The sequence below is a fragment of the Streptomyces sp. 5-10 genome (assembly GCF_014712245.1).
Taxonomy (GTDB): Bacteria; Actinomycetota; Actinomycetes; order Streptomycetales; family Streptomycetaceae; genus Streptomyces; species Streptomyces violaceusniger.
The window spans coordinates 110,856-129,534 of sequence record NZ_JACVYG010000007.1 but is presented as its reverse complement, the minus strand read 5'-3'; the positions used below and the strand labels follow the sequence as shown (position 1 = coordinate 129,534).

Here is an 18,679-nt window from a genome sequence, read left to right as displayed (position 1 = left end):
CCATCGAAGAAGACGGAACATCATGAACACCCTTCACCAAAACGGATACAAAGGCTATCCGTAATCTGATGGCTGGTCATGAATGGCCAGGTAGGCAGGATTCAGCTCAAGGAGCCGCTTATCGGCCGTGCGTACCAGGAGAATCGTGGGAACCGGCGGCAGATCCTGCTCGATCTGCACATTCTCGCGGTCCTCGTCCGGGAGTACATTCCATACGGCGACCACTTCACCCGGCTTCAGCCCCATCCGGTTCACCGCCTCGTACACGCCGCGCGGTGTCACCGACTCATCGCTGATGATCTTCTCGCCATGCATTCCGGCGCCATGCCGGGTGAAAGTGTGGGGGCCCGTAAAGGTCACCCGTTGCATGACGCAGCGCCCGATGTCCTCGATCATGTCGACCATTCTCACCCCGATGGAGAGGTCGACAGAGCCGTATTCCGTTGCGCATGCGCAACGGAATGGGATAGCGTACAGCTCATGACCAGACGGGACTTCACGCTCGTCCTCAACCGGCAGATCGCCCCGGCCGAGGCGGAGGCGCTTGACACCAGCAACGAACCCCTCTTCGCCTCCGGCGCCATCTCCTACACCACCGGAGGCCCCGGCACCTCCGAGCTGGACTGCGACATCGAGGCCGACAACGCCATCAAGGCCGCCACCTACGCCACCCAGGCGCTGCGCCGGATCGTGCCCGACCTCAAACCTGTAGCAGTCCGCCATGACGACACCGTCACCCTCGGCGAAGCCGCCCTCCGCTGCACCCGCAGTCGGCAGAATCTCGTGCAGCTCTCGAAGGGGCAACGTGGCCCCGGTGGTTTCCCATCGCCTGTCACCGCCACAGACGGGACCGCTCTCTACTCCTGGGCCGACATCGCGGATTTCCTTCGCGCGGTCGGGGACGACGTTCCGGAAGCGTCACGGGACCTGGCTGCCGTCGACCTCGCACTGAAGCTTGCAGCCATCCGCGAAAAGGTCGACCAGGCCGCGATGAGGGAACTTCTGCAAGTCCTCGATCACCCCGACCGCGCATCTCGCTGAGCGATCCGGTACCGGCCGACGTGTACCGCCGCATACCTGGGCGCACTTCCCCTTTCAGGCGGACAGCAGGTCATCCACCCAGGTCGAAATCATCCCCGCTTTCACCGACCCGCCGACTCGCCGCCAGACCTCCAGGCCGTTATGGAACACGACCACCAGCGGGACGCCCTGGCTGGGATAGGTGACACGGAGCTGAGGGTTCATCGTGATGTCCACGGTGAACACGTCGACACGACCGGTGTAAGCGTCCGCGAAATCCCGCACTGCCGCGCGGGCCGAAACACATGCGGTGCATCCGGGCTTTGTAAACAGGATCGCTACCGGTCGTCCGCGCCGGTCGAGAACCTTGGCCTGAAAGGTCTCGTCCTTGAGCTGAGGGATCGTGCGCATGGTCATATGATCGCGCACCTGTGGAGTTATCGGCGCATGATGTCTTCGCGCGTGATGGTGTCCGGGATGTCGCGGTCCGCATGCCACAGGACAATGACATCGATCTCCCCGTCGATCAGGGATTGCCGGACGCGCTCGTACTCGGCTGGCAGCTGGACTTCTTCGGTGCCGTACGGATCACAGGCGGTCTCGGTGGCTGTGATCTCGTAGCCCGCCAGCAAGGCGAAATCCCGAAGCTCACCGAGCCGGTCCAGTTCTTCATCACCGGGACGCTGCCGCTGCGTGCGCAGGTAAATGGCGGCCTTCTTCGTCTCGGGCACCGCTCCCCCTTGTTTTCGTCGGCATGCCCATCTGTTGGCCACCTCCGTGACCCCTGGGTCTGTCGGCAGCCTATACCGCAGCCTGGTGGATTCCTTCTGTCCGAGGCGCCCGGCGGGAACTGGATGCGGGCACTTCGGGCCCCCTGGTCGTTGGCGCTCCGAGTGCACCGGCATCTACCGTAAGTTACGGACGGTCGCTTTGGGTGATCGCCCTGAACCAAGAAACCGATCCAAATAGGGATATTCATGGCGAACGGATTCGACGCCCTCTCCGCCAGCCTGCTGACCAACCAGCGCAAGCGGCGGGCCACAGGAGACTGGCGACCAGCCCCACCACGCGAAAGCCTCTCACCTTCGGTTGTCACCCCCGGCCAGGTTCAGGAAGCGTTCGCCGACGCCTTTGCGAGCGTGCCCAACCTGTCCGAGGTCAGCGCGGGCGGTGCCGGAGACATCTTCAACCTCACCGAAGCCTCCAAGCCCGGAGGCGGGTCCAGGAAGAAGCGTCGCCGGAAGCAGTCCGAGGCCGACGACTGGGACTTCTACGACGAATCGGATGACGACGACTGGGAGGAGGCCGACGACAGCTCCAGCGGCGGCAAGAAGCGGCGCCGCCGCAAGAAGTCGTCCTCCAGCCAGGACGAGTCCGACTGGGACTTCTACGACGAGTCGGACGACTACGAGGAAGCCGACGACGAAGACATGGGCAGCAAGGGGGGTGGCGACAAGGGCGGCGGTGGCGGCAAGACCATCTCCGTCGACAAGGCCAAGTCCGCCCTCGACAAGGTCAAGTCGGCCGTCAACGATGCCTACTCCGACATCGGAGGGTCCGGCGGGTCCGACTCCGGCGACAGCGCCAGCCGTTCCAGCGGCCCTCCCTTCGGCGGCAAGTCCTCGGGATCCTCGGCGTCCCCTCGGCCTCCCTTCGGCGGATCCCGCTCCGGCGGATCGAAGTCCGGCGGTGGCAGCAAGTCCGGCGGTTCCCGTTCCAGCTCGGGCGGTAGCAAGAAGTCGTCCAGCTCCAAGAAGTAAGAAAATGGGGCATGCCTAACCAGAACTCGAAGGGGCCCCGCCCTGTGCGGGCCCTCTTCGGCCTCAGTATCTTCTCCTCCGTTGTCTACGGAGGAGCCATCGCCGCCTTCACGCCGGATGGCCAGACCCCCAACGGGTTCGCCCTCGGCGCCATCGGCGCGATCTACCTCGCCTCCTTGTACTCCATGAGCATCTTCGTGCGCGGTGAAGCCAAGGCATCCAAGGAGGCCGCCCACCTGAGGGCCCTGGTCAAACAGATCCCCCAAGGTGGCGAGGTCACCTACCGGAGCGACGGGAAGACCCTCGTCATCCGCACCCGGCCCGGCCGCGTCCGCCACTTCGGGTTCACCCTCGCTGACGACAGCGAGCTGACACCCGGCAGCGTGGTGGAGCTCAAGCACTACAGTCTGCTGCGGGCCCCGTTCCACATGGTCGACACCTGGACCGGGCCCTGTGAGGTCTCCGCTGACGGCAAGGGCATCAGCGAGGTCAAGGGCAAGAAGGGGCCGACCCGGCGCAGCGTGTGGTGGGCCACCCCCGCCAGCATCGCGTTCGCCACCAGGGAAGAGGTCACCGCACTCGTCGATATCGTCGGCGGACGCAAGGAGCCTTGATCGTTGAACGGGTACATCTCCCACACCGAGCAGTTCATGGAAGCGCTCGCCAAGCGGGACAACCGCTGCAAAGGCGGCTGGCGTCTCGTTCCGCCGCGCGAGACGGTAGCCCCCGGCGTGGATCCCGACCTCCCGGACGCGGAGGCTGTGGGAGAAGCCGCCCTGGATGCCCGGCAGATGAGCGCGCTGAGCGTATGGGGAGCGGTCTTCCCGGATGATCCGTCGTACAGCATCGACACCGAGGATGACGCCCGGGACGCTCTGAACCGGGGAAAAGTGAGCCTGTCGACGGACAGGCTGGAAAAGCTCAAGGCGCTCATCCGGCTCAAGTACCCCGGCCTCGGGGAAGCTGCGCTCGACGCGAAAAGGCGGAAGCAGCTTGACGATTCCGACTTTGCGCTGCCCGGGAGACGGTACCCAGTGGACACCCCCGAAAGGGCGCGGGTGGCGATCAAGTACGCGAAGCAGTACGAGTCGCCGGAAAATCAGGCCAAGGTGATCGCAGCCGTGAAGAGGCGCTACCCCGACATGGATGTTAAAGCGACTCCAGACAAAAAGAAGAAAGCCAAGAGCTAGCCCAAATCACACAGAAAAGGGCCCGGGTTGTCCGGGCCCTTTTCTGTGTCCGCCGACTAGGGCTTCTCACCCTTTTCCTTCGTCGCAGGCGGCAGGCTCACCTTCAAAGAGCGGGTCTCCGACGCCGGAAGCAGCGGCTTCACCTCCGGCTCCTCGGGGCTCTCAGGTGCCTCCAGGTCGACGTCCTTGATGCTGCCGCCCGATGGGGTGCCACCCGGCTCAGGGGTGCCGCCACCGCCCCCCTGGCCGCCGTCTCCCGGCCCCGGCTTGCCGTCACCGGCCGGGGCGCCCTCCTTGCCCTGGCACTTCGACTCCGCCATGAATTCATACGACGTCCGCAGCAGGTGGCCCTTCCGCAGCGGGTTGTTGTACGTCCAGTCGAGCAGGTAGACGCCGCCACCCTTCTCGACACGGACCGTTCCCGAGCCATAGGAAGTGCCGCAGGACACCACCAGCGACTGCGGTGGGCACCACGTCTGGTCCAGTTTCGCGATCAGCAGGTCCGGGACGATGTTGCCCTGGCTCGGCTTGCCCTCGGACTTGAAGTCCGGGCCCTTCGAGGCGATATCGTCACCCGTGCGCTCCAGCCGGATGAAGGCGGTCGACACCCCGCCCATCTGCCGCAGCTCCTGGACGTCGACCTTCCAGCCCTGCTCGGGTGTCACGCCCTTCTCGATGATGTCGAGGGTGTGGCAGTTCTCGATGTGCTTGTCCAGTGCGTCCTTGACAGCCTTGTCGACGATCTCCTGAACCTGCTTCTCCGTCAGTCCGCCGCCCGGCTGGGGCTCCGGCTTCGGCTCGCCCCCACCACCGCCGGAGGCGCCCTCGCCGCCGACCAGGGACAGCACCGTGATGTTCCGGTCCAGGATGGTGGAGACCGCGCCCTTCGCGGGGTCTTCTGGCGTGTCCCCCTTGCGGTTGACCGCTGTGACGGTGACCTTGTCGCCGACCTTGGCGCCCAGTTTGACCAGGTCCACGATCATGCTGTGGCAGGCGGAAGACGGGTCACCGGGCGAGTCGGCGGACAGCGTCACGGCCTGGCTGTCGGAGGGCTTGAGAAGCACCTTGTCGCCGAGCTTGATCTCCAGCGCCTGGTACGTCTGGATCTTCTTGCCCTCGGGCCGCGTGGCCGCATTGCGGGCGGTGAAGCAGGTTGTCGCCTCCACCTTGCCAGACGGCGGCACGGCGACCGTGACCTCGACCTTCGGGTCCAGGGAGGTCCACTCGGCGCTGTCGAGGTCGATGTTGTCGTCGTTCTCGGCGTAGGCGGAGGGGAACTTGGCCAGCTCGTCCGCGATGAGCTTGGTGACCTCTTCCTTGGTCACGCCACCCTTGCCGCCCCCGCCGTCGCCGATCTTGTCCTCGACGGCCTTCAGCTCCGGCTTCGTCACCAGCTGGGCGGTGTCCTTGATGCCGTGGACATCCTTGGTCTTCCCGGCGTGCTCGTCGGTGTACTTCTTCGCCTCGTCGAGCGCCTTGTCGGCTTTGTCCTGCGCGCCCTTCGGGGTTTCCCAGTCCCCCGGCTCCGGGTCCGGCCCAGGGGTCGGGGTGCCGCCCCCGCCGGACGGGATCTTGTCGATCGCGTCCTTCAGCTCATCCTTCGTCACCAACTGGGCCGTGTCGGGAATCCCGTGCACGTCCTTGGTCTTCTCGGCGTGCTCGTCCACCTTCGCCTGGGCGCCCTCTGGGGTCTCCCAGGTCTTGCCGTCGCCGCCCCCGGACGGGATGTCCAGGTCGGCGACGGCGTCCGCCACGGCCGCGTCGACCAGGGGGCCGACCTCGTCCTCCGTGATCAGCTTCGAGGTGTCGGGGATCCCGTGGACGTCCCGCGTCTTACCGGCGTGCTCATCCACCCGGCCCTGAGCACCGGACTTGGTCTCGTACTGAGACATGTCCGGTGCGTCAATGTCCTTCAGCTTCTGATCGGCGTACTGCCTGGCCTCGGTGAGAGCCTTGTTGGCGGCCTGGTCGGCTTTCTTCTGGGCGCCGGTCTTGGTCTCCAGCTTGGACGTGTCCGGGATGCCGTGGACATCTTTGGTCCGGGGGACGTGCGGGCCCGGAACGGTCGGGATGCACGGAGATGTTCCGCATGAGCTGCACATATGTCGGTTTCCTCTGGTGCTTGGTGGACCATCCCGGGGTGGATCGCCCTCTCGCCTTGTATGAAATAAGGGTAGATCACGGAGGGTTATCAAAGGTCACGTGAAGTAATCAGCACTGATGAGGTAAACCACGAAGGGTCTGTGGTGCAGGTCACATGAAGGATGTCCGCCGTCACCCGTCCCTATATAGAGAGAAGGGGAAACCGGACAAGGAGAACGAGATGGCCGGAGCAAAGCTCAACTGGCAGCGGGCGCGCGACGCACACAAGGCCCGGACGGCACGGAACGAACCCATTCACCCCGTCCTGAGCACGGAACGATGCTGGTGCGGCGATCGCCCCAATCATGACTGGCCGGGCAGGGGCGACGGTGCCCCACACCCCCGAGGCTGACCGTCAGGGGACAGGGATCGGATCCCCCGGCTGAGCGAACAGTTCCCACATCTTCTGCCAGTCCTCACCCGACCCGGGCCGGTTCCCATTGGTCGACAGGTGAGTCTGGATACTCAGATACAGGGAGCCGGATTCCGATTCACTGTCACCGTCGATGGCATGCACCACCTCTTCGGGTCCATAGGCGGTCATGGGCTGCCACAGTCCGCGCCATACGCGCTGGCGTGAGCGGTCGCGGCCCTGGCCTCCGCACACTGAGGGATAGACAGTCACATCCCGCTCCCTGGCCGAAAATCCGACGATCCAAGGATATGCCGCAGATAGCGATGGTGCGCTACGCTCGGTGATGCGCTGGTAACTCACGCAACAACACGGCCCCCTCGTCAGGCGTATACGAGGGGGCCGTGTTGTCAAAGGAGCGTGACATGCACTTCTCCGTCCGGAGCGTTCTCGATCTCGACCAACGAGGCACACTCCAGCTCACGGAAATAAGTCTCGTCGGCGCAGACTCCGCCGCGCTGACGCCGGGTCATATAGGTGCCGTCCGCCTTGAAGTGCAGCCAGGTCAAGAGCCAGATGGCCCTCTTGCTCAGGTTCTCCCCCCAGAGGCAATCGAGAATCCTGTCGGGAGATATCTCTTTTGCCTTGCCGTCGCGGTAAGCAACACTTGAGCAACTGAGCTTCCTTGCCATGCCGGACCCTTCCACGCCGAGATTTCGGTTTTGCGTGGGGGTCAGTTTTCTCTGTTTTCCCTCAAGGGGCTGCCCACCGCTGGGCAGCTATCGCGTGACGTGCACCACCCCAGATGGCAGGGCGGCATCACGCTTGTTACCCACAGCAACAGCCGCATCGGCCGAACGGTGGCACCCAGCCAGGATCCCCCGACCCCTCCCTCGGGCCGTCCGGAACCCTCACCGGCTTCTCCTCGATGCACCGCATCAGCGGGCCCACCCGGGGAGAAATCCGCGAAGCCTGAACCGGCGTGTCCATCAGGTGGTGCGGGAACCAGTCCGCAGGCCGGTATACCGCCTCATCCCGGCGCACGACCTTCGCCATGTCCAGCACCTCGCCGTCCCCCACTGACGTCGGCACGTCCATCGTCCAGCCCAGAACCGGCCCGCGCTCGAACGTCTCCCGCACGCAGTATCCCCACCGCCGGGCCGTCGCCGGACCCGGCTCGATGGTGGGGTCATTCGGGTTGAGCAGGTCAGCCTCGACGTATCCCTCGCCGTTGATGCACAGACGGACGGTCTGCAAAGTGATCGTGAACGGGGTGCCGCCCGTCATCGCGGTCACGGAGATCGGCTCGGGGGTCAGGGTGACGAACCCCCTATGGGGCGTGCCGTCGGGGCGGAGGTACTGGCCCCTGAGTCGCATGATCCAGAGTTTGTGCTGGGGTGGTGACGCCATCCTCCAATGATCACTCAGGGTGATCACTTTCGGGTAAATGATCCTTTGCGGCGATCACCCCCTGGTCCGGGTCATCCCATAAGGCACCCTGCACAACCTCGCCGTCCCGGCCCACGTCGAAGATCACGCTCTGGTCACCGCCGCCCGGAGCCTGCCTCCCCGTCCCCGTGCAGGACACTAAATACCCCTTGATGCCGCCATGGTCGGGAGGATCATGGCGAGCAAATCGACCGTATGGCGTGGAAATGTCCCGCTTGCAGACAGGGCAGTTACGTTTGGGCCATCGAGTCGTCATGCTGGGTAAAATGCCCCAGGTCACCACGATCCAGTCACCGGAATTGTCCGGGGTGGGTAACGCGAGCGATGTCAGTCCTGGGCCTTCCGCTTCTCGGCCGTTGATACTACGGTCCAGGTGGTCACGTGGCAGCCTGCCGGTGCTCGTTGGGCAGGTCGACGTCGCAGTAGAAGCGGATAGTCAGATACATACCGTGATCTTCGACGACCTTCCAGACGGCGGTCTCCGCGCACAGCGGGCGGCCGTCCTGCTGGCGCTGGAAGTTGGTGGCGCAGTCCGCAAGGTCGGTGAAGTCGGGCAGCACCCAGCCGCCAACACGATGGAAGACGCGGGGGCCGGAGGTGATCGTGAACTCGCCGTCGCCACGTGGGTCCGACGCGTCACTCAGCGCCGGATCGGCGATCGGTTGCAGCCCGTCGTCGACCGAGAGATGAGCAGCCTCACCGCCGTCATACCGGCCGCCATACCTGGACACAATGGCCTCCACCTCGTCGTGGCGATTCAGGAGGCCATCGATCGAAACATCGCGCCCAGCGCGCAGCAGCCACTGAGGAGATCCTTCGATTGGTGGGTCGATGCGCGTGACGTAATCTTGCAAATCGGATACACAGACCTGAGCCGATCCTCTGTCGGGAAAATAGGCCCAATGCGTGTACGGAATGATGTCACTCATGTCGTTTCTGCCTTTCCTTGCATCTCTCCGGTAGCCTCATGGATGATCCGCGAGCCCGTCTGCGTCAGCGGAAATAAGCAAATTGTGCGACCGGCTGTACGAGACCATCCCATAAAAAAGTGCACTCCAGAGAAAGAACTGGAGTGCACGAAACATGTGCAAACGGTGCCATGGAGGTCGAGGCACCAGAAGCCCGCATCGACTGGGGCCACCCTCACACGTGGGGCGCACCATCACACTGAATGCCTTTGGCGTCCGGCCAGGGGCCACCTTGCGCACCCGCCGTCAATCTCCCTCGACACGATCCGGGTGGGGTCATTCCCTCGCACACAGGAAGCGCGCAGCAATAGAGAGACCAGCGGGGTTGCGTTCGAGTTGCCTTCGAAGACTCCTTGGGGCCACCCCGGGTGCGCAAGAAGCGCGCACAGGAGGCACCTCGCCGTGCAGGCTGACGATGCCGCAGTGCATGGACCTCCCCAATTCAAGCCGTTGACCCCTAATGCCCTTTTACAGCATTGGAGGGACCACCCGCGCACCCAAGGCCGTCCTCGCACGCACGGGAAGCGCATGCCCACAGTCATGGACGTTGGGCAACTGGTGGGGCCATCCCTGCACGGGAAGCGCGCTCGCCTCTATGTGCTACGGAATGTACGCATCGGACCACCTCCGCACACGCGGGAAGTACCGCGAGGAGCGCGCGATGCGCCTCTTCATGCGGGGACCATCTCTGCACGCGTGAGAAGCACCCTCTCGCGGTGCTTCAGATCCTGGGTATCACGGGACCACCCGGGACCTATCCCAACCGTCTCCGCACGGCTCGGGGCCATCCCCACGCGTACAGGAAGCACGATCCAGAGATCCTTAGTCAGGTTTTCGAGGAAGGGCCACCTCTGCGCACACGGAAGGCATATCACTGCTGACCCGACCGTCCGGCCCAAGCAGGGACCACCCACACACACGAGATGGGCAAGCATTTCGTGGGCATGATCCCGCTCGCGAGCTACCTGGGGCCATCCCCGCATGCCCGGGAAGCACCCGGGGGCGCGATCGATCTGGACGAAATCACCGGGACCATCCCTGCATACACAGGAAGCACAGGCACGAAATCCGCCCGTATGCTCCATGCGTGGGGCCATCCCCACACACGCGAAAAACACATGCGGTCATGGCAAAGAAGGTGGAACTGTTGAGGACCACCCCCGCACATACGGGAACCGCGAATGACTTCTCGGTATGACTGCTTCGCAGAAGGGATCATCCCCACATATATGGGAAGCACGCCGTCGCCGTTCTCCCAGCGCAGTGTGGATAGGGGCCACCCCGCACATCGGGAAGCACTACCGGCTGCACGGCCGGGGTGGGAGTACTTCGGGACCACCCTCACACACATGGGAAGCACGCGGAGAGCGCGGCTTCCTCGTCGGTTTGGGGGGGACCACCCTCGCACACACAGGGAGCACAGCCAGGGGGAGGCATCCGAGTTCGTCGGCTAGGGACCACCCTCGCACTACGGGAAGCACGTGTTCCAGAGGTTGTACGCGACGGGAACTAGGGGACCATCCTCGCACATACGGGAAGCACCTGGACAGGGCCCACTCAGTCCGCATCCCAACGGGACCACCCTCGCACGCACGGGGAGCACCCGGACGCTCTTCAGATCTTCTAGCTAGTGCAGGGACCACCTTCACACGCACGGGAAGCACCCTTGCCGACCTGCGGCGATTCACTCAAGACCTGATGGTTTTCATCGGGTGCGCGCACACTGTTGAGATGTGGGATGGCGGGCGCTTCGCACGCCCTTGGGCGGCTGTTGACTGCGCCACCCTTTCCGGCTTCAAACCTGCCTGCCTCAAATCCGAAGATTCGTGGACTCACATGCAGTAGCCGGACGCTCTACTCCCCCGTCCGGGGGCCGAGTTCTTGCGAACAAGTACAAATGTACCGCCACCCGGAGGTTCCGGCAAGGCAACGGCCTGTCATTAGAACAGTACAGTCTGTGATCGAAAATCCGGACATAATCCGAACAGTAGATCGGCTGGCAATCTGAAGAGCGCCTGGCGCGGAATGACCTCCGTTGCACCAGGCGCTCTTCGACCACGAAGCCTAGCTTCTACTCGACCCGCTCGGCAAGACTCCGGATATTCCGTGCCGCAATGATTTTCGAATGGCCGGTTTTGCCGCAAGCGGTGCACACAAAAACCGATGGACTCTTCCGGTTCCGCTTATCCACGTTTCCGCATGCGTTGCAGGTCTGCGATGTGTACGCAGGATTGACCAGAGCCACAGATGATCCATAGCGGGTGGACTTGTACTCCACCTGACGCCGGATCTCCCCGAAGCCGACATCCAGCACCATCCGGTTGAACCCCGCCTTCACCCGTACGTGCTTCCCCGGATTCTCCAGATCACCCTTAGCCGACTGCGTCAGCTGCTTCACATCCAGATCCTCTAGAGCGATCGAAGAAAACTGAGTCGTAAGACGCTTGGTCAGAAGATGCTGGGTGGAAGCGCGACGAGCAGCAATCAACGCGTGGAGCCTGGACACCTGCGCTTTGGCCTCATGCCAGCCCTTTGACTGCTCATGAGCAGGCTTGCCCTTCACGTACCGGCGAGCCATGCGGCGCTGCCACCGCGTCAGTACCCGTCGCGTGTCATCCAGGTGCTTCGGATTCTTGTACAGCTGCACATTCTCGCCGCTGATGGTGACCGAATTCGACATCGCCGCCATCACCGACACACCCAAGTCCACGCCAACCGCACCGCGTGATACCTGATGCGGTGCCGGGCGAGGGTTGGGCAGCTTTGAAATCCGTACGTTGACGGAGGCGAACCAACGGTGGCCTTCCCGGGAGACCGTGCAGGTCTTGATGACGCCGCCCTTGCGGATCCACTTCTCCAGTCGGTGAAGAAAACAGTGGAGGCGTACATTGAACGCCTTCTGGCCACCCTTCTCCCCCGGGATCCGCAGGTGGCGTTCGCCGACCGGCTTTACGCCGATCAGCCGGAAAGAGTCCCGGCACCGGCCCTTCCTCTTGAACTTCGGGTACCCGACAGGCCCGCCCTTGCGCTTTCCGGACGAGGAGGACATCCAGTTGCTCCACGCCTTGTCCGCGTCGGCGAACGCCTGCTCCCATGTACGGGCATTGACGCCTTTCCACCACGGATACCGGTAACGGAGCTCTTCCCCCTCCCGGTAGGGGCCCATGAGAGGCCGGTCGCGGACGGCCAGGAAAATCGGCTTTATCTGGAAGGCGCCGGGGATCGGAACCTTCGGGGCCTTCTTATTGGCCTCCTTCTTGTTCATCCCCGCCGCCACCAGCTTGTCCCGGCCATACTGCCACCGCTGATGACTGGCCACCTTGAGCCCGAGAGCGAAGTTGTAGGCACACCGCGCCGAGTCTGCGTACCGGTACAGGATCTCCTCCTGCTCCCTGGTGGGATCGAGCGACAGGCGGACGACAACGGTTGTCTCTTCTTGTTCAGACATCCTGGTTTACCATTCTCTGTATGCGCGGATAACTTTTCACGTTCGTCAGACCCTTTCGCCCGGAAGGCCGATCCGCACCTGGAAATGGGTCACCGGGAGACCTGATTCATCGTCCCGATCATCACCTTCTTTCTTGACATTCAGAGCAACAACGAGTTCTCCGTGCAGGGTGAATTCCTCACCGACCGTAAGGTGACGCGGCTCCCTTCCGTCCCCCTCAATGAACAGTTCGGAGCAGAAGGAGAAGTCGTCAACCGTCTTACTCACCGGATGGTGGATGGAGACCGCATAGTGAATGATCGTGTATGCCTTGTCGTCCGGAATATCGACACCCTGTTCCCGGGCGGCTATCCTCCGAATGGTCGGCGGCATCTGCTCCCAGGCCCAGTCCGGCCAGCACAGTTGCCGGAAAGAAGCAGGGATATCCTTCCAGATCGCGTCCGGGTCGTCCTTCGGTGTACCCATCAAAATTCTCTCCCATTTCTCATTTACCTGGAGTTACTGCGGTCCCGGAGGAAAAGAGACCAGCACTGCTCGTCGCGGTCACCCTTGACTCCGGCCTTGTAGTCACCTTTAGCCTTTGTCAAAAATACGCTGAATTTACCAACCACCCCCTGTTCGGCAAGCTTCTCGGCCATCTTCTCCAGCTCCCTCTTTCCCTCTTCGTATCCTTCGTCAGTATCCGGAAAGGCGCCAAGGAAGGTGTCACTCTTTCTGGGCTTCATGTTTGGTCCTCTTCAGACTGCCGCAATGGGGTCAGTAAGGTGCTTGCATATCTCCGCCACGGACATACGGAAGCCCACGCGGGCCACCAGGTCATCCGCCACACCCAGAACCCCCAGGAGGCGCTGAGGGGTGACCCTTCCTGACTCCGTCACCGAATTCGTGATCAACTGGCCGACTGACGTGTACAGGTTCTGGGCGCCGAACAGAAGGGACCAGATGTGGGGATTGTCGACCTCATTCCGGAGACGGCTGCATTCTTGAACCGCGAACGAAATCAACTGCTGAGCAGCAGGATCACCCAGATCCGAAGCGGCTGCGATCTGCGCGACCAGGTACTCCGGGAAATCCATCGCCGAAGACTGACTAGTGATCAATTTGGTCATGGCAACTTTCCTTCGCTGTAAGTTTCCGGCACCAGCAGGGCCTCGGCTTCTTCATCGCGACCCTCCAGGACGAGCTGTGCGTACTCCAGGAAAAGCTGACGCGGAAGATGGTATGCGTCCGCATCCGTACGGAAGTCAGGAAGAACAAACATGCCGGGACCGCCCCAACGGCCATGACGGACCAGCCTGTCGGATGTCCCCGTCCGGTCAGCGCGCTCCAACTGCTCCTCGGTCGCGTCCCCCAAAGCCAGCATCTGCTGTCGCGTACCCACCGCGATGACGTTGTCGACCACGGAGCACCACTTCATGTACAAGTCGTGGTCTGGATCAGCTTTGGTGACGCACTGCCCCATCAGATTCCCTTCAGGGCCGACTGCGCCTCTTCGGCGGTGACGCTGAAGAGGCGCATGACCTGATCGGCAGTCGGGGCTGCGGGGAGGCTTTCGTCCGCCATCGCGCACAGGATGCTGTACTCAAGAGATTCTTGCTTGGTGAACGAGGTACGCCGAGGAATATCGAAAGGGTCATCGCACTCAAGGGCGTCTATCTTTTTCAGATCGGCACGGTCGATGATCCCGATGACATTCTCCTTGCTCTGCCACACAAACAGGAAATCTACCGTTCCATCACGCAGTCCCGCCTTGGCCTGCTGCCAGAAATTGACATGACCGGCCGGAGCGAGATGGAGTCCCTTGATGGAAATCCCGGCATCCTCAGCGGCGCCTCGGAGCCGCTGAATCTTTTCGAAATCCTCAGTGGTGGCCGAGTCTCCATTGATATGCAGGTACAAGAAGGCGCTCTTCATGCCCTATTCCTTTCTTTCTCGGCGATTTCCGCGAGCTGTGAGGCCAGCTCATTGACCAGAACGTAGATCCACTCTTCCTCTTTTCCGTGAGGATTCAGGTAAGGCTTTCCGTCGACCTGAAAGTGCTCCAGGGCCTCATGAACGGCCTCATTGACCGCCATCGACAGGAAATGAGCCAGCCAATCCCTTTCGGCGATCCGGGCATCGTCGACCTCAAACGGAGGTTTCTGATCCCACTCGCCAGCCTGAACCTTTCCATCCTGAAACGCATCCGGAACGAAAGGGCCGAGAAGCCCGTCTTCTAGAAACTTGCGTGGCTCGGGAGTCTTTCCAAACGTCAACCGGTAACTGACACGTGATATTGCAGAGCGGAAAATGTCATCGCTCACAAACCTCTCCTCCTTCCGGGATTGGTCAACGCACTACTTGTCGGATCCAGGGGCAACCGGCCGGAACCAAGGATCATCATCGTGCGCCGTCAGGAAATGCACAGGAACCTTGCGACGAGACACAAGATCAGTCATGAACTCCTCGCCGAAATCCGGGGCCGTGAAAACGATCCGATCCATCTCGCCGAGACCTGCCCAGGCAAGAAACTTCTCAGCAGTACTCGCCATGAGGCTTATGCGAGAGAATACGAATACATCCATATCCCTGTATCTTTCCGGCTTCCTTCCGTAACTCCGAACGGCCATGCCGATCTGATATCCGCCAGGACCGCCCTCTCCGTACGAGAAATCCCGCTGCACGTCAGGCAGGCCCGCCGCCGACACCAGATGAGGGACCAGCATCTGGAAGTTACTTGAACAGAACAGGAAACCCTCCTGAAGCATGGGATTCACCGCAAGCCTCCCCTCACTTCGGCGCTCCGTTCCTCAGCGGCCAGGCATTCCACATTGCGCTTGACGCGCTCACGGACCATCGGATCATCCGGGAAGAACTCGTCCAGAAAATCACCAAAGCTGTCGTAAGTGCCGAATCGGGTGACCGGTTCCTTGCTCACGAGACCCTTCTCCTTTCCGTGGTGATCCGGGTCAACCGCCAGGGAGGCGGGCCGCCGCCGGGGCGCAACCGCGCACGGTCCGAGTCGGAATACTTCCCCTTTCCTCACCCCCTGTACAGAGGGCACGCCCCTCAGCCGTAAGTACGCACCCGTCCACGGGCGACAGCACTCACCCAGCCCTCCGTGACTCCATACTTCTGGGCCACCTTCTTGCGCCAGCCCTTCGGAGCCACAGTGGTCCCCGCCGTCACCGCCCGGTACGACGCCCTGATCTCCAGCACCTGCTGACGCGTGACCCGAGTCGCGCCACTCCGTGCGTGCTCGGTGGCACGCTCCCGGCGGCCACACCAGACCATGTTGTCCAGTGTCTCGTTCGACCGGTTCCCGTCGAGGAAGTACACCTCGGCGTTCTCGATGCCCAGCTCCTCCGGAGGCCCATGGAACGCACTGCATACGAGCCGTGCGACGTAACGGGTGTGCACTTCGCCGTTCCGGTGAAGAAGAACCGTCTTGCGACCGCTCTTCCGGACGGCGGGCCTGAGGACTCTCTCGCGACGGCCGGTTTTTCCGTCCTGGACTCGCCGCACGCGGCCTAAATTGCTGACCTCGTACGAAAACCCTTCAACAGGGAGCCATTTTTCTTGTCCGGGCACAGTTCTTCTTTCTCCGCGAGCCGACCGGAACGAGTGACGGCTTCGGTGTCGGCTTCCTGCTTCAGTCGTCCGTACGCATGAGGAGCACCGGGTTTGCAAAGTCGATGGTGTCCTCCACAGCCTCCACAAAGCCCTCAAGGATCCTGGCGGCTTCCTCCGGCGAACCGCCCCTGTCCCGCCAGTGCAAAGCCTTCACTATTTGCTTTTCCACGATAGGGGGAATCTCAGCCATGATGTCTTTCGCCTTTCGGTTGATCGATTAAATTTCCCTCGGGATTACACAACAAAATTCACTGAAGCTTCTTGACTCCCACCCTGAAGCCCTCTTCCACTGCATCTGTTCCCAGAAGTACCCCAGATACTCGTATAGCCATAAACCGTTCCTGACCCTCAGGAAACAGGAAACCCCGGCGCTTATACCAAGAAATCACCGAGTGGCCACCATCCCGGACCTTCGTCAGAAGAGCCCGGCCCCCTCGATTTGCCAGACCCGCTGCCGCATGAGCGAGCAAAGCACTCCCCGTACCTGATTCCCTGAACTCCGGGTCGACAGCCAGAAGCTCGATGAGGGCCAGCTTCCCGGCCAGCTCCCGCTGCTTCTGCGGACCCAGATGCGCATAGTCCTCGACCAGACGAACCGGCGGCGTCATGTACAGCATGCCGCACGGAGCATCATCCGGCTGGACCGCCATCAGAACGTAAGCCCGGCCGAAAGGAACGTCGAACCGGCCACCGGACTCACCGACCATCGCCCCCAGGTCGCCATCTGTGGCCAGAGCAGTGCCAGCCAGGGCCAGGGATCCCAGCCGGACGACCGCCTCGCTGTCGCTGGTCCTGGCCAAGCGCACCTTCACTTCGTCCCCACCCTCTGCTGGAGCTGCGGCGAAGGAGGCTCAGGAATCTCGAAGACGTCCTTGCGCTGCGCGCGGTACCCATCGATCGGGCGGATCCCCTTCGTCGGTTCCGCGTCACCCACGGCAATCCCCCCTCGCCCACTGATCGGCATGCCACTTTGCCGTGTACAGCGGCAGCTTAGAACGGGATGGAGGGCACCGTCCCATGGATGCTCACTCGGCCCCCGTACGGGCGACCAGTGCGCCCTGCTCCATCATCAACTCCAGCAGCCCTCCCAGGCGGTCCAGCTTCAGAACGGATCCGGGTCACGTGTACGGAGCGCCTACAGCGCATCGTCCTCGGTCGCCTCGTAGCGTCCGTCACGTGTATCCGAAAGCATGACGCTCAGAGCTCGTCCCGGTTGAAACTTGACGAAATAACAACGAAATCATCTCCCGCAACTGGGCGGCCGTACTTTTCCTGAAGCATTTGACGGATATTCTCTCGGAGGTCCGGATAGATTTCACTTCGCCTCAGGGAGGGCTTGCCCTTTAAGGTGCCGACCATCTCGACATGACGGTCCCTCCCGTCCTCCCATATTGTCACGCACGCCGTCCAAAAGTAGTCATCTTCGACCAAAGACATGGCACTACCCTCCATTAGCTACTTCCCCCTTCTTCTTTCTGGTTCTGAGGTTCGACCACGCCTTCAGGCACCCGTTCCCATCCCCAGGATCCCATTCGCAGCCACCCAAGATCGGGGTGACGGGCGAACAGCCTTCCGCCGAATACGACCTGCTCCACCGTCATGACGTGCTCTATCTCTCCCTGTCACTGGGCCTTCTGGCTGCCGTATTCCGCAACCCACCCGTTCAACCCTTCTCGGGAATACGCTCCACCTCAGACTGGACGCCGTAAACAATGTCTCCGATCACCCAGCGGCACCCCTCCGGCCGTTGCCAGCCATGCTTTCCCAGTACACGGTCAGCTTCCTCAAAGACGGTATCCGGAATGGAACCGAACAGGGACCAGACCCTGTCATCGGGGCGCATCGCGAACGACTTCGCCAGGAGCGTGCTACCCCCTTCCTGCACAGTCAGGGTCAAGGAGGCCGGGGTTGCTTCATCCTCCGCCTCCATGACCGACAGGAACGCGGTGGGGCCATTGCTCAGTGCTACCGGCACGTCAGCCCTCCTCCAAAGAATTGTTTTCTCCACTCGATGTTCACTGATCGGGAAAACGCGGGACGCAGTCTCGTGACCTGCGTCCCGCGTTTTCTGTTCGAGTCGTCAGTGAAGCGAAAGCGTCACGGAATTACTTCGGGACTTCGCCAGCTCGAAGTTCACCTCACCGTGTCGGGTACGCCGACCCGGCAGGATCACGGTGTCGACACCCTGCGCCAGAGAAGAACCGCCAGGCAGGTCCATCAGTGTCGCCGCCCTTCCGTCTGCCTGATGATTGAGCCGCACCGTAGCCACCACACAGGCCCCCGACTCACTCGCCAGCCACCGCAATGACTCCCCACCGAAACCTTCCAGCAGACGCGCGGCGTTGAGGACGACCACCTGAGTGTCAGGCTCGATCGCCGGACGCAGGTCACTCATCTCGTGCCAGCGACCCTCCGCGACCGTGAGGGCGCCACCGAGGAGGCGAGCACGGGTGTCCGTCGGCCGGTCCGCCCCCGCCGCGTCACCCGAAGGCGGGAGCGGACCGGGCTCCATGGCGGCGAGACGCCTCATCGCCTCTTCGTGGGGAAGTTCGACGTCGAACAGGATTGTCTTCACGCCCTGCTTCAGGCCGACATGGTGAGCGATGGCGTGCGCGACGGAGTCGCCGTCAGCGCCGGACCGATAGCCGATCAGGATGACCTGCCCCGGCAGTAAAGCGCCAGCGGTCTCGTCCAGTGCGCGGATTCCGGTGCGGATCATTTTCGTTTCGGGCATATCG

26 protein-coding genes are annotated in these 18,679 nt (G+C 62.4%); 4 read left to right on the top strand and 22 right to left on the bottom strand.

Annotated elements, in window-relative coordinates; all coding sequences use genetic code 11:
* Positions 1 to 54: 54 nt before the first annotated feature.
* Positions 55 to 396, bottom strand: a complete 342-nt coding sequence (locus IEJ02_RS11530; RefSeq protein ID WP_191064707.1) for a hypothetical protein — start codon at positions 394 to 396, stop codon at positions 55 to 57.
* An 84-nt stretch (positions 397 to 480) separates the two neighbouring features.
* Between IEJ02_RS11530 and IEJ02_RS11525 the strand changes: the two genes are divergently transcribed.
* The gene (locus tag IEJ02_RS11525; protein ID WP_191064706.1) at positions 481 to 1,041 is read left to right on the top strand and encodes a hypothetical protein; all 561 of its coding nucleotides are present in this window, start codon (positions 481 to 483) and stop codon (positions 1,039 to 1,041) included.
* Positions 1,042 to 1,095: 54 nt separating this feature from the next.
* On the opposite strand, the gene IEJ02_RS11520 is transcribed toward IEJ02_RS11525, so the two are convergent.
* The gene (locus tag IEJ02_RS11520) at positions 1,096 to 1,437 is read right to left on the bottom strand and encodes a thioredoxin family protein (RefSeq protein ID WP_191064705.1); all 342 of its coding nucleotides are present in this window, start codon (positions 1,435 to 1,437) and stop codon (positions 1,096 to 1,098) included.
* Positions 1,438 to 1,457: 20 nt separating this feature from the next.
* Positions 1,458 to 1,751, bottom strand: coding sequence for a hypothetical protein (locus tag IEJ02_RS11515; protein WP_191064704.1), 294 nt, complete (start codon positions 1,749 to 1,751; stop codon positions 1,458 to 1,460).
* Between the two features lie 246 nt (positions 1,752 to 1,997).
* Here IEJ02_RS11515 and IEJ02_RS11510 point away from each other — a divergent pair, with 246 nt between their 5' ends.
* From IEJ02_RS11510 to IEJ02_RS11500, 3 genes are read left to right on the top strand one after another with little or no spacing between them, the layout of a single operon-like run.
* Positions 1,998 to 2,780 (top strand): hypothetical protein, encoded by a 783-nt coding sequence (locus IEJ02_RS11510; protein ID WP_191064703.1) that lies wholly within the window; start codon positions 1,998 to 2,000, stop codon positions 2,778 to 2,780.
* Positions 2,781 to 2,791: 11 nt separating this feature from the next.
* Positions 2,792 to 3,394 (top strand): hypothetical protein, encoded by a 603-nt coding sequence (locus tag IEJ02_RS11505; protein WP_191064702.1) that lies wholly within the window; start codon positions 2,792 to 2,794, stop codon positions 3,392 to 3,394.
* 3 nt (positions 3,395 to 3,397) lie between these two features.
* The gene (locus tag IEJ02_RS11500; RefSeq protein WP_191064701.1) at positions 3,398 to 3,970 is read left to right on the top strand and encodes a hypothetical protein; all 573 of its coding nucleotides are present in this window, start codon (positions 3,398 to 3,400) and stop codon (positions 3,968 to 3,970) included.
* Between the two features lie 56 nt (positions 3,971 to 4,026).
* Here the strand turns inward: IEJ02_RS11500 and IEJ02_RS11495 are convergent, their stop codons facing one another.
* From IEJ02_RS11495 to IEJ02_RS11405, 19 genes are all read right to left on the bottom strand, one after another.
* Entirely contained in the window at positions 4,027 to 6,072 is a 2,046-nt protein-coding gene (locus IEJ02_RS11495) for a hypothetical protein (RefSeq protein ID WP_191064700.1), read from the bottom strand.
* A gap of 395 nt (positions 6,073 to 6,467) precedes the next feature.
* Positions 6,468 to 6,656: a hypothetical protein gene (locus IEJ02_RS11490; RefSeq protein WP_191064699.1), complete on the bottom strand. Its 189-nt coding sequence runs from the start codon at positions 6,654 to 6,656 to the stop codon at positions 6,468 to 6,470.
* Between the two features lie 218 nt (positions 6,657 to 6,874).
* Positions 6,875 to 7,156, bottom strand: a complete 282-nt coding sequence (locus IEJ02_RS11485; RefSeq protein ID WP_191064698.1) for a hypothetical protein — start codon at positions 7,154 to 7,156, stop codon at positions 6,875 to 6,877.
* Positions 7,157 to 7,292: 136 nt separating this feature from the next.
* On the bottom strand, positions 7,293 to 7,760 hold the full coding sequence (locus tag IEJ02_RS11480) for a hypothetical protein (RefSeq protein WP_191064697.1): 468 nt from the start codon (positions 7,758 to 7,760) through the stop codon (positions 7,293 to 7,295).
* Positions 7,761 to 8,290: 530 nt separating this feature from the next.
* The gene (locus tag IEJ02_RS11475; RefSeq protein ID WP_191064696.1) at positions 8,291 to 8,842 is read right to left on the bottom strand and encodes a hypothetical protein; all 552 of its coding nucleotides are present in this window, start codon (positions 8,840 to 8,842) and stop codon (positions 8,291 to 8,293) included.
* Between the two features lie 2,110 nt (positions 8,843 to 10,952).
* The gene (locus tag IEJ02_RS11470; RefSeq protein WP_191064695.1) at positions 10,953 to 12,329 is read right to left on the bottom strand and encodes an RNA-guided endonuclease InsQ/TnpB family protein; all 1,377 of its coding nucleotides are present in this window, start codon (positions 12,327 to 12,329) and stop codon (positions 10,953 to 10,955) included.
* Between the two features lie 45 nt (positions 12,330 to 12,374).
* On the bottom strand, positions 12,375 to 12,794 hold the full coding sequence (locus IEJ02_RS11465; RefSeq protein ID WP_191064694.1) for a hypothetical protein: 420 nt from the start codon (positions 12,792 to 12,794) through the stop codon (positions 12,375 to 12,377).
* Between the two features lie 23 nt (positions 12,795 to 12,817).
* Positions 12,818 to 13,054 carry a hypothetical protein gene (locus IEJ02_RS11460; RefSeq protein ID WP_191064693.1) on the bottom strand — a complete coding sequence of 79 codons (237 nt, stop codon included), beginning with the start codon at positions 13,052 to 13,054 and terminating at the stop codon, positions 12,818 to 12,820.
* Between the two features lie 12 nt (positions 13,055 to 13,066).
* Positions 13,067 to 13,438, bottom strand: a complete 372-nt coding sequence (locus tag IEJ02_RS11455) for a hypothetical protein (protein WP_191064692.1) — start codon at positions 13,436 to 13,438, stop codon at positions 13,067 to 13,069.
* Entirely contained in the window at positions 13,435 to 13,731 is a 297-nt protein-coding gene (locus IEJ02_RS11450) for a hypothetical protein (RefSeq protein WP_191064691.1), read from the bottom strand. Before IEJ02_RS11450 ends, IEJ02_RS11455 begins: the two co-directional genes overlap by 4 nt.
* A 59-nt stretch (positions 13,732 to 13,790) precedes the next feature.
* Positions 13,791 to 14,243 carry a hypothetical protein gene (locus IEJ02_RS11445; RefSeq protein ID WP_191064690.1) on the bottom strand — a complete coding sequence of 151 codons (453 nt, stop codon included), beginning with the start codon at positions 14,241 to 14,243 and terminating at the stop codon, positions 13,791 to 13,793.
* Entirely contained in the window at positions 14,240 to 14,632 is a 393-nt protein-coding gene (locus tag IEJ02_RS11440) for a hypothetical protein (protein ID WP_191064689.1), read from the bottom strand. Before IEJ02_RS11440 ends, IEJ02_RS11445 begins: the two co-directional genes overlap by 4 nt.
* A 33-nt stretch (positions 14,633 to 14,665) precedes the next feature.
* Positions 14,666 to 15,085 carry a hypothetical protein gene (locus IEJ02_RS11435; RefSeq protein ID WP_191064688.1) on the bottom strand — a complete coding sequence of 140 codons (420 nt, stop codon included), beginning with the start codon at positions 15,083 to 15,085 and terminating at the stop codon, positions 14,666 to 14,668.
* Complete coding sequence (locus tag IEJ02_RS11430) at positions 15,082 to 15,246, bottom strand: hypothetical protein (RefSeq protein ID WP_191064687.1); 165 nt, start codon at positions 15,244 to 15,246, stop codon at positions 15,082 to 15,084. The genes IEJ02_RS11435 and IEJ02_RS11430 overlap by 4 nt, the downstream gene beginning before the upstream one ends.
* 131 nt (positions 15,247 to 15,377) lie before the next feature.
* Positions 15,378 to 15,899 (bottom strand): NUMOD4 domain-containing protein, encoded by a 522-nt coding sequence (locus IEJ02_RS11425; protein WP_191064686.1) that lies wholly within the window; start codon positions 15,897 to 15,899, stop codon positions 15,378 to 15,380.
* 61 nt (positions 15,900 to 15,960) lie between these two features.
* A complete protein-coding gene (locus IEJ02_RS11420) occupies positions 15,961 to 16,131 on the bottom strand; it encodes a hypothetical protein (RefSeq protein ID WP_191064685.1) in 171 nt (56 codons plus the stop codon).
* Positions 16,132 to 16,189: 58 nt separating this feature from the next.
* The gene (locus IEJ02_RS11415; RefSeq protein WP_191064684.1) at positions 16,190 to 16,753 is read right to left on the bottom strand and encodes a GNAT family N-acetyltransferase; all 564 of its coding nucleotides are present in this window, start codon (positions 16,751 to 16,753) and stop codon (positions 16,190 to 16,192) included.
* 851 nt (positions 16,754 to 17,604) lie between these two features.
* Positions 17,605 to 17,916: a hypothetical protein gene (locus IEJ02_RS11410; RefSeq protein ID WP_191064683.1), complete on the bottom strand. Its 312-nt coding sequence runs from the start codon at positions 17,914 to 17,916 to the stop codon at positions 17,605 to 17,607.
* 105 nt (positions 17,917 to 18,021) lie between these two features.
* On the bottom strand, positions 18,022 to 18,675 hold the full coding sequence (locus IEJ02_RS11405) for a P-loop NTPase family protein (protein WP_191064682.1): 654 nt from the start codon (positions 18,673 to 18,675) through the stop codon (positions 18,022 to 18,024).
* Positions 18,676 to 18,679 lie beyond the last annotated feature (4 nt).

Bases quoted from the DNA above. Each gene is read 5' to 3' on its own strand.
- IEJ02_RS11505 (WP_191064702.1), top strand. From the start codon at position 2,792: ATGCCTAACCAGAACTCGAAGGGGCCCCGCCCTGTGCGGGCCCTCTTC.
- IEJ02_RS11490 (WP_191064699.1), bottom strand. From the start codon at position 6,656: ATGACCGCCTATGGACCCGAAGAGGTGGTGCATGCCATCGACGGTGAC.
- IEJ02_RS11525 (WP_191064706.1), top strand. From the start codon at position 481: ATGACCAGACGGGACTTCACGCTCGTCCTCAACCGGCAGATCGCCCCG.
- IEJ02_RS11530 (WP_191064707.1), bottom strand. From the start codon at position 396: ATGATCGAGGACATCGGGCGCTGCGTCATGCAACGGGTGACCTTTACG.
- IEJ02_RS11420 (WP_191064685.1), bottom strand. From the start codon at position 16,131: ATGGCTGAGATTCCCCCTATCGTGGAAAAGCAAATAGTGAAGGCTTTG.
- IEJ02_RS11455 (WP_191064692.1), bottom strand. From the start codon at position 13,438: ATGACCAAATTGATCACTAGTCAGTCTTCGGCGATGGATTTCCCGGAG.
- IEJ02_RS11520 (WP_191064705.1), bottom strand. From the start codon at position 1,437: ATGACCATGCGCACGATCCCTCAGCTCAAGGACGAGACCTTTCAGGCC.
- IEJ02_RS11405 (WP_191064682.1), bottom strand. From the start codon at position 18,675: ATGCCCGAAACGAAAATGATCCGCACCGGAATCCGCGCACTGGACGAG.
- IEJ02_RS11445 (WP_191064690.1), bottom strand. From the start codon at position 14,243: ATGAAGAGCGCCTTCTTGTACCTGCATATCAATGGAGACTCGGCCACC.
- IEJ02_RS11470 (WP_191064695.1), bottom strand. From the start codon at position 12,329: ATGTCTGAACAAGAAGAGACAACCGTTGTCGTCCGCCTGTCGCTCGAT.
- IEJ02_RS11460 (WP_191064693.1), bottom strand. From the start codon at position 13,054: ATGAAGCCCAGAAAGAGTGACACCTTCCTTGGCGCCTTTCCGGATACT.
- IEJ02_RS11495 (WP_191064700.1), bottom strand. From the start codon at position 6,072: ATGTGCAGCTCATGCGGAACATCTCCGTGCATCCCGACCGTTCCGGGC.
- IEJ02_RS11475 (WP_191064696.1), bottom strand. From the start codon at position 8,842: ATGAGTGACATCATTCCGTACACGCATTGGGCCTATTTTCCCGACAGA.
- IEJ02_RS11485 (WP_191064698.1), bottom strand. From the start codon at position 7,156: ATGGCAAGGAAGCTCAGTTGCTCAAGTGTTGCTTACCGCGACGGCAAG.
- IEJ02_RS11465 (WP_191064694.1), bottom strand. From the start codon at position 12,794: ATGGGTACACCGAAGGACGACCCGGACGCGATCTGGAAGGATATCCCT.
- IEJ02_RS11510 (WP_191064703.1), top strand. From the start codon at position 1,998: ATGGCGAACGGATTCGACGCCCTCTCCGCCAGCCTGCTGACCAACCAG.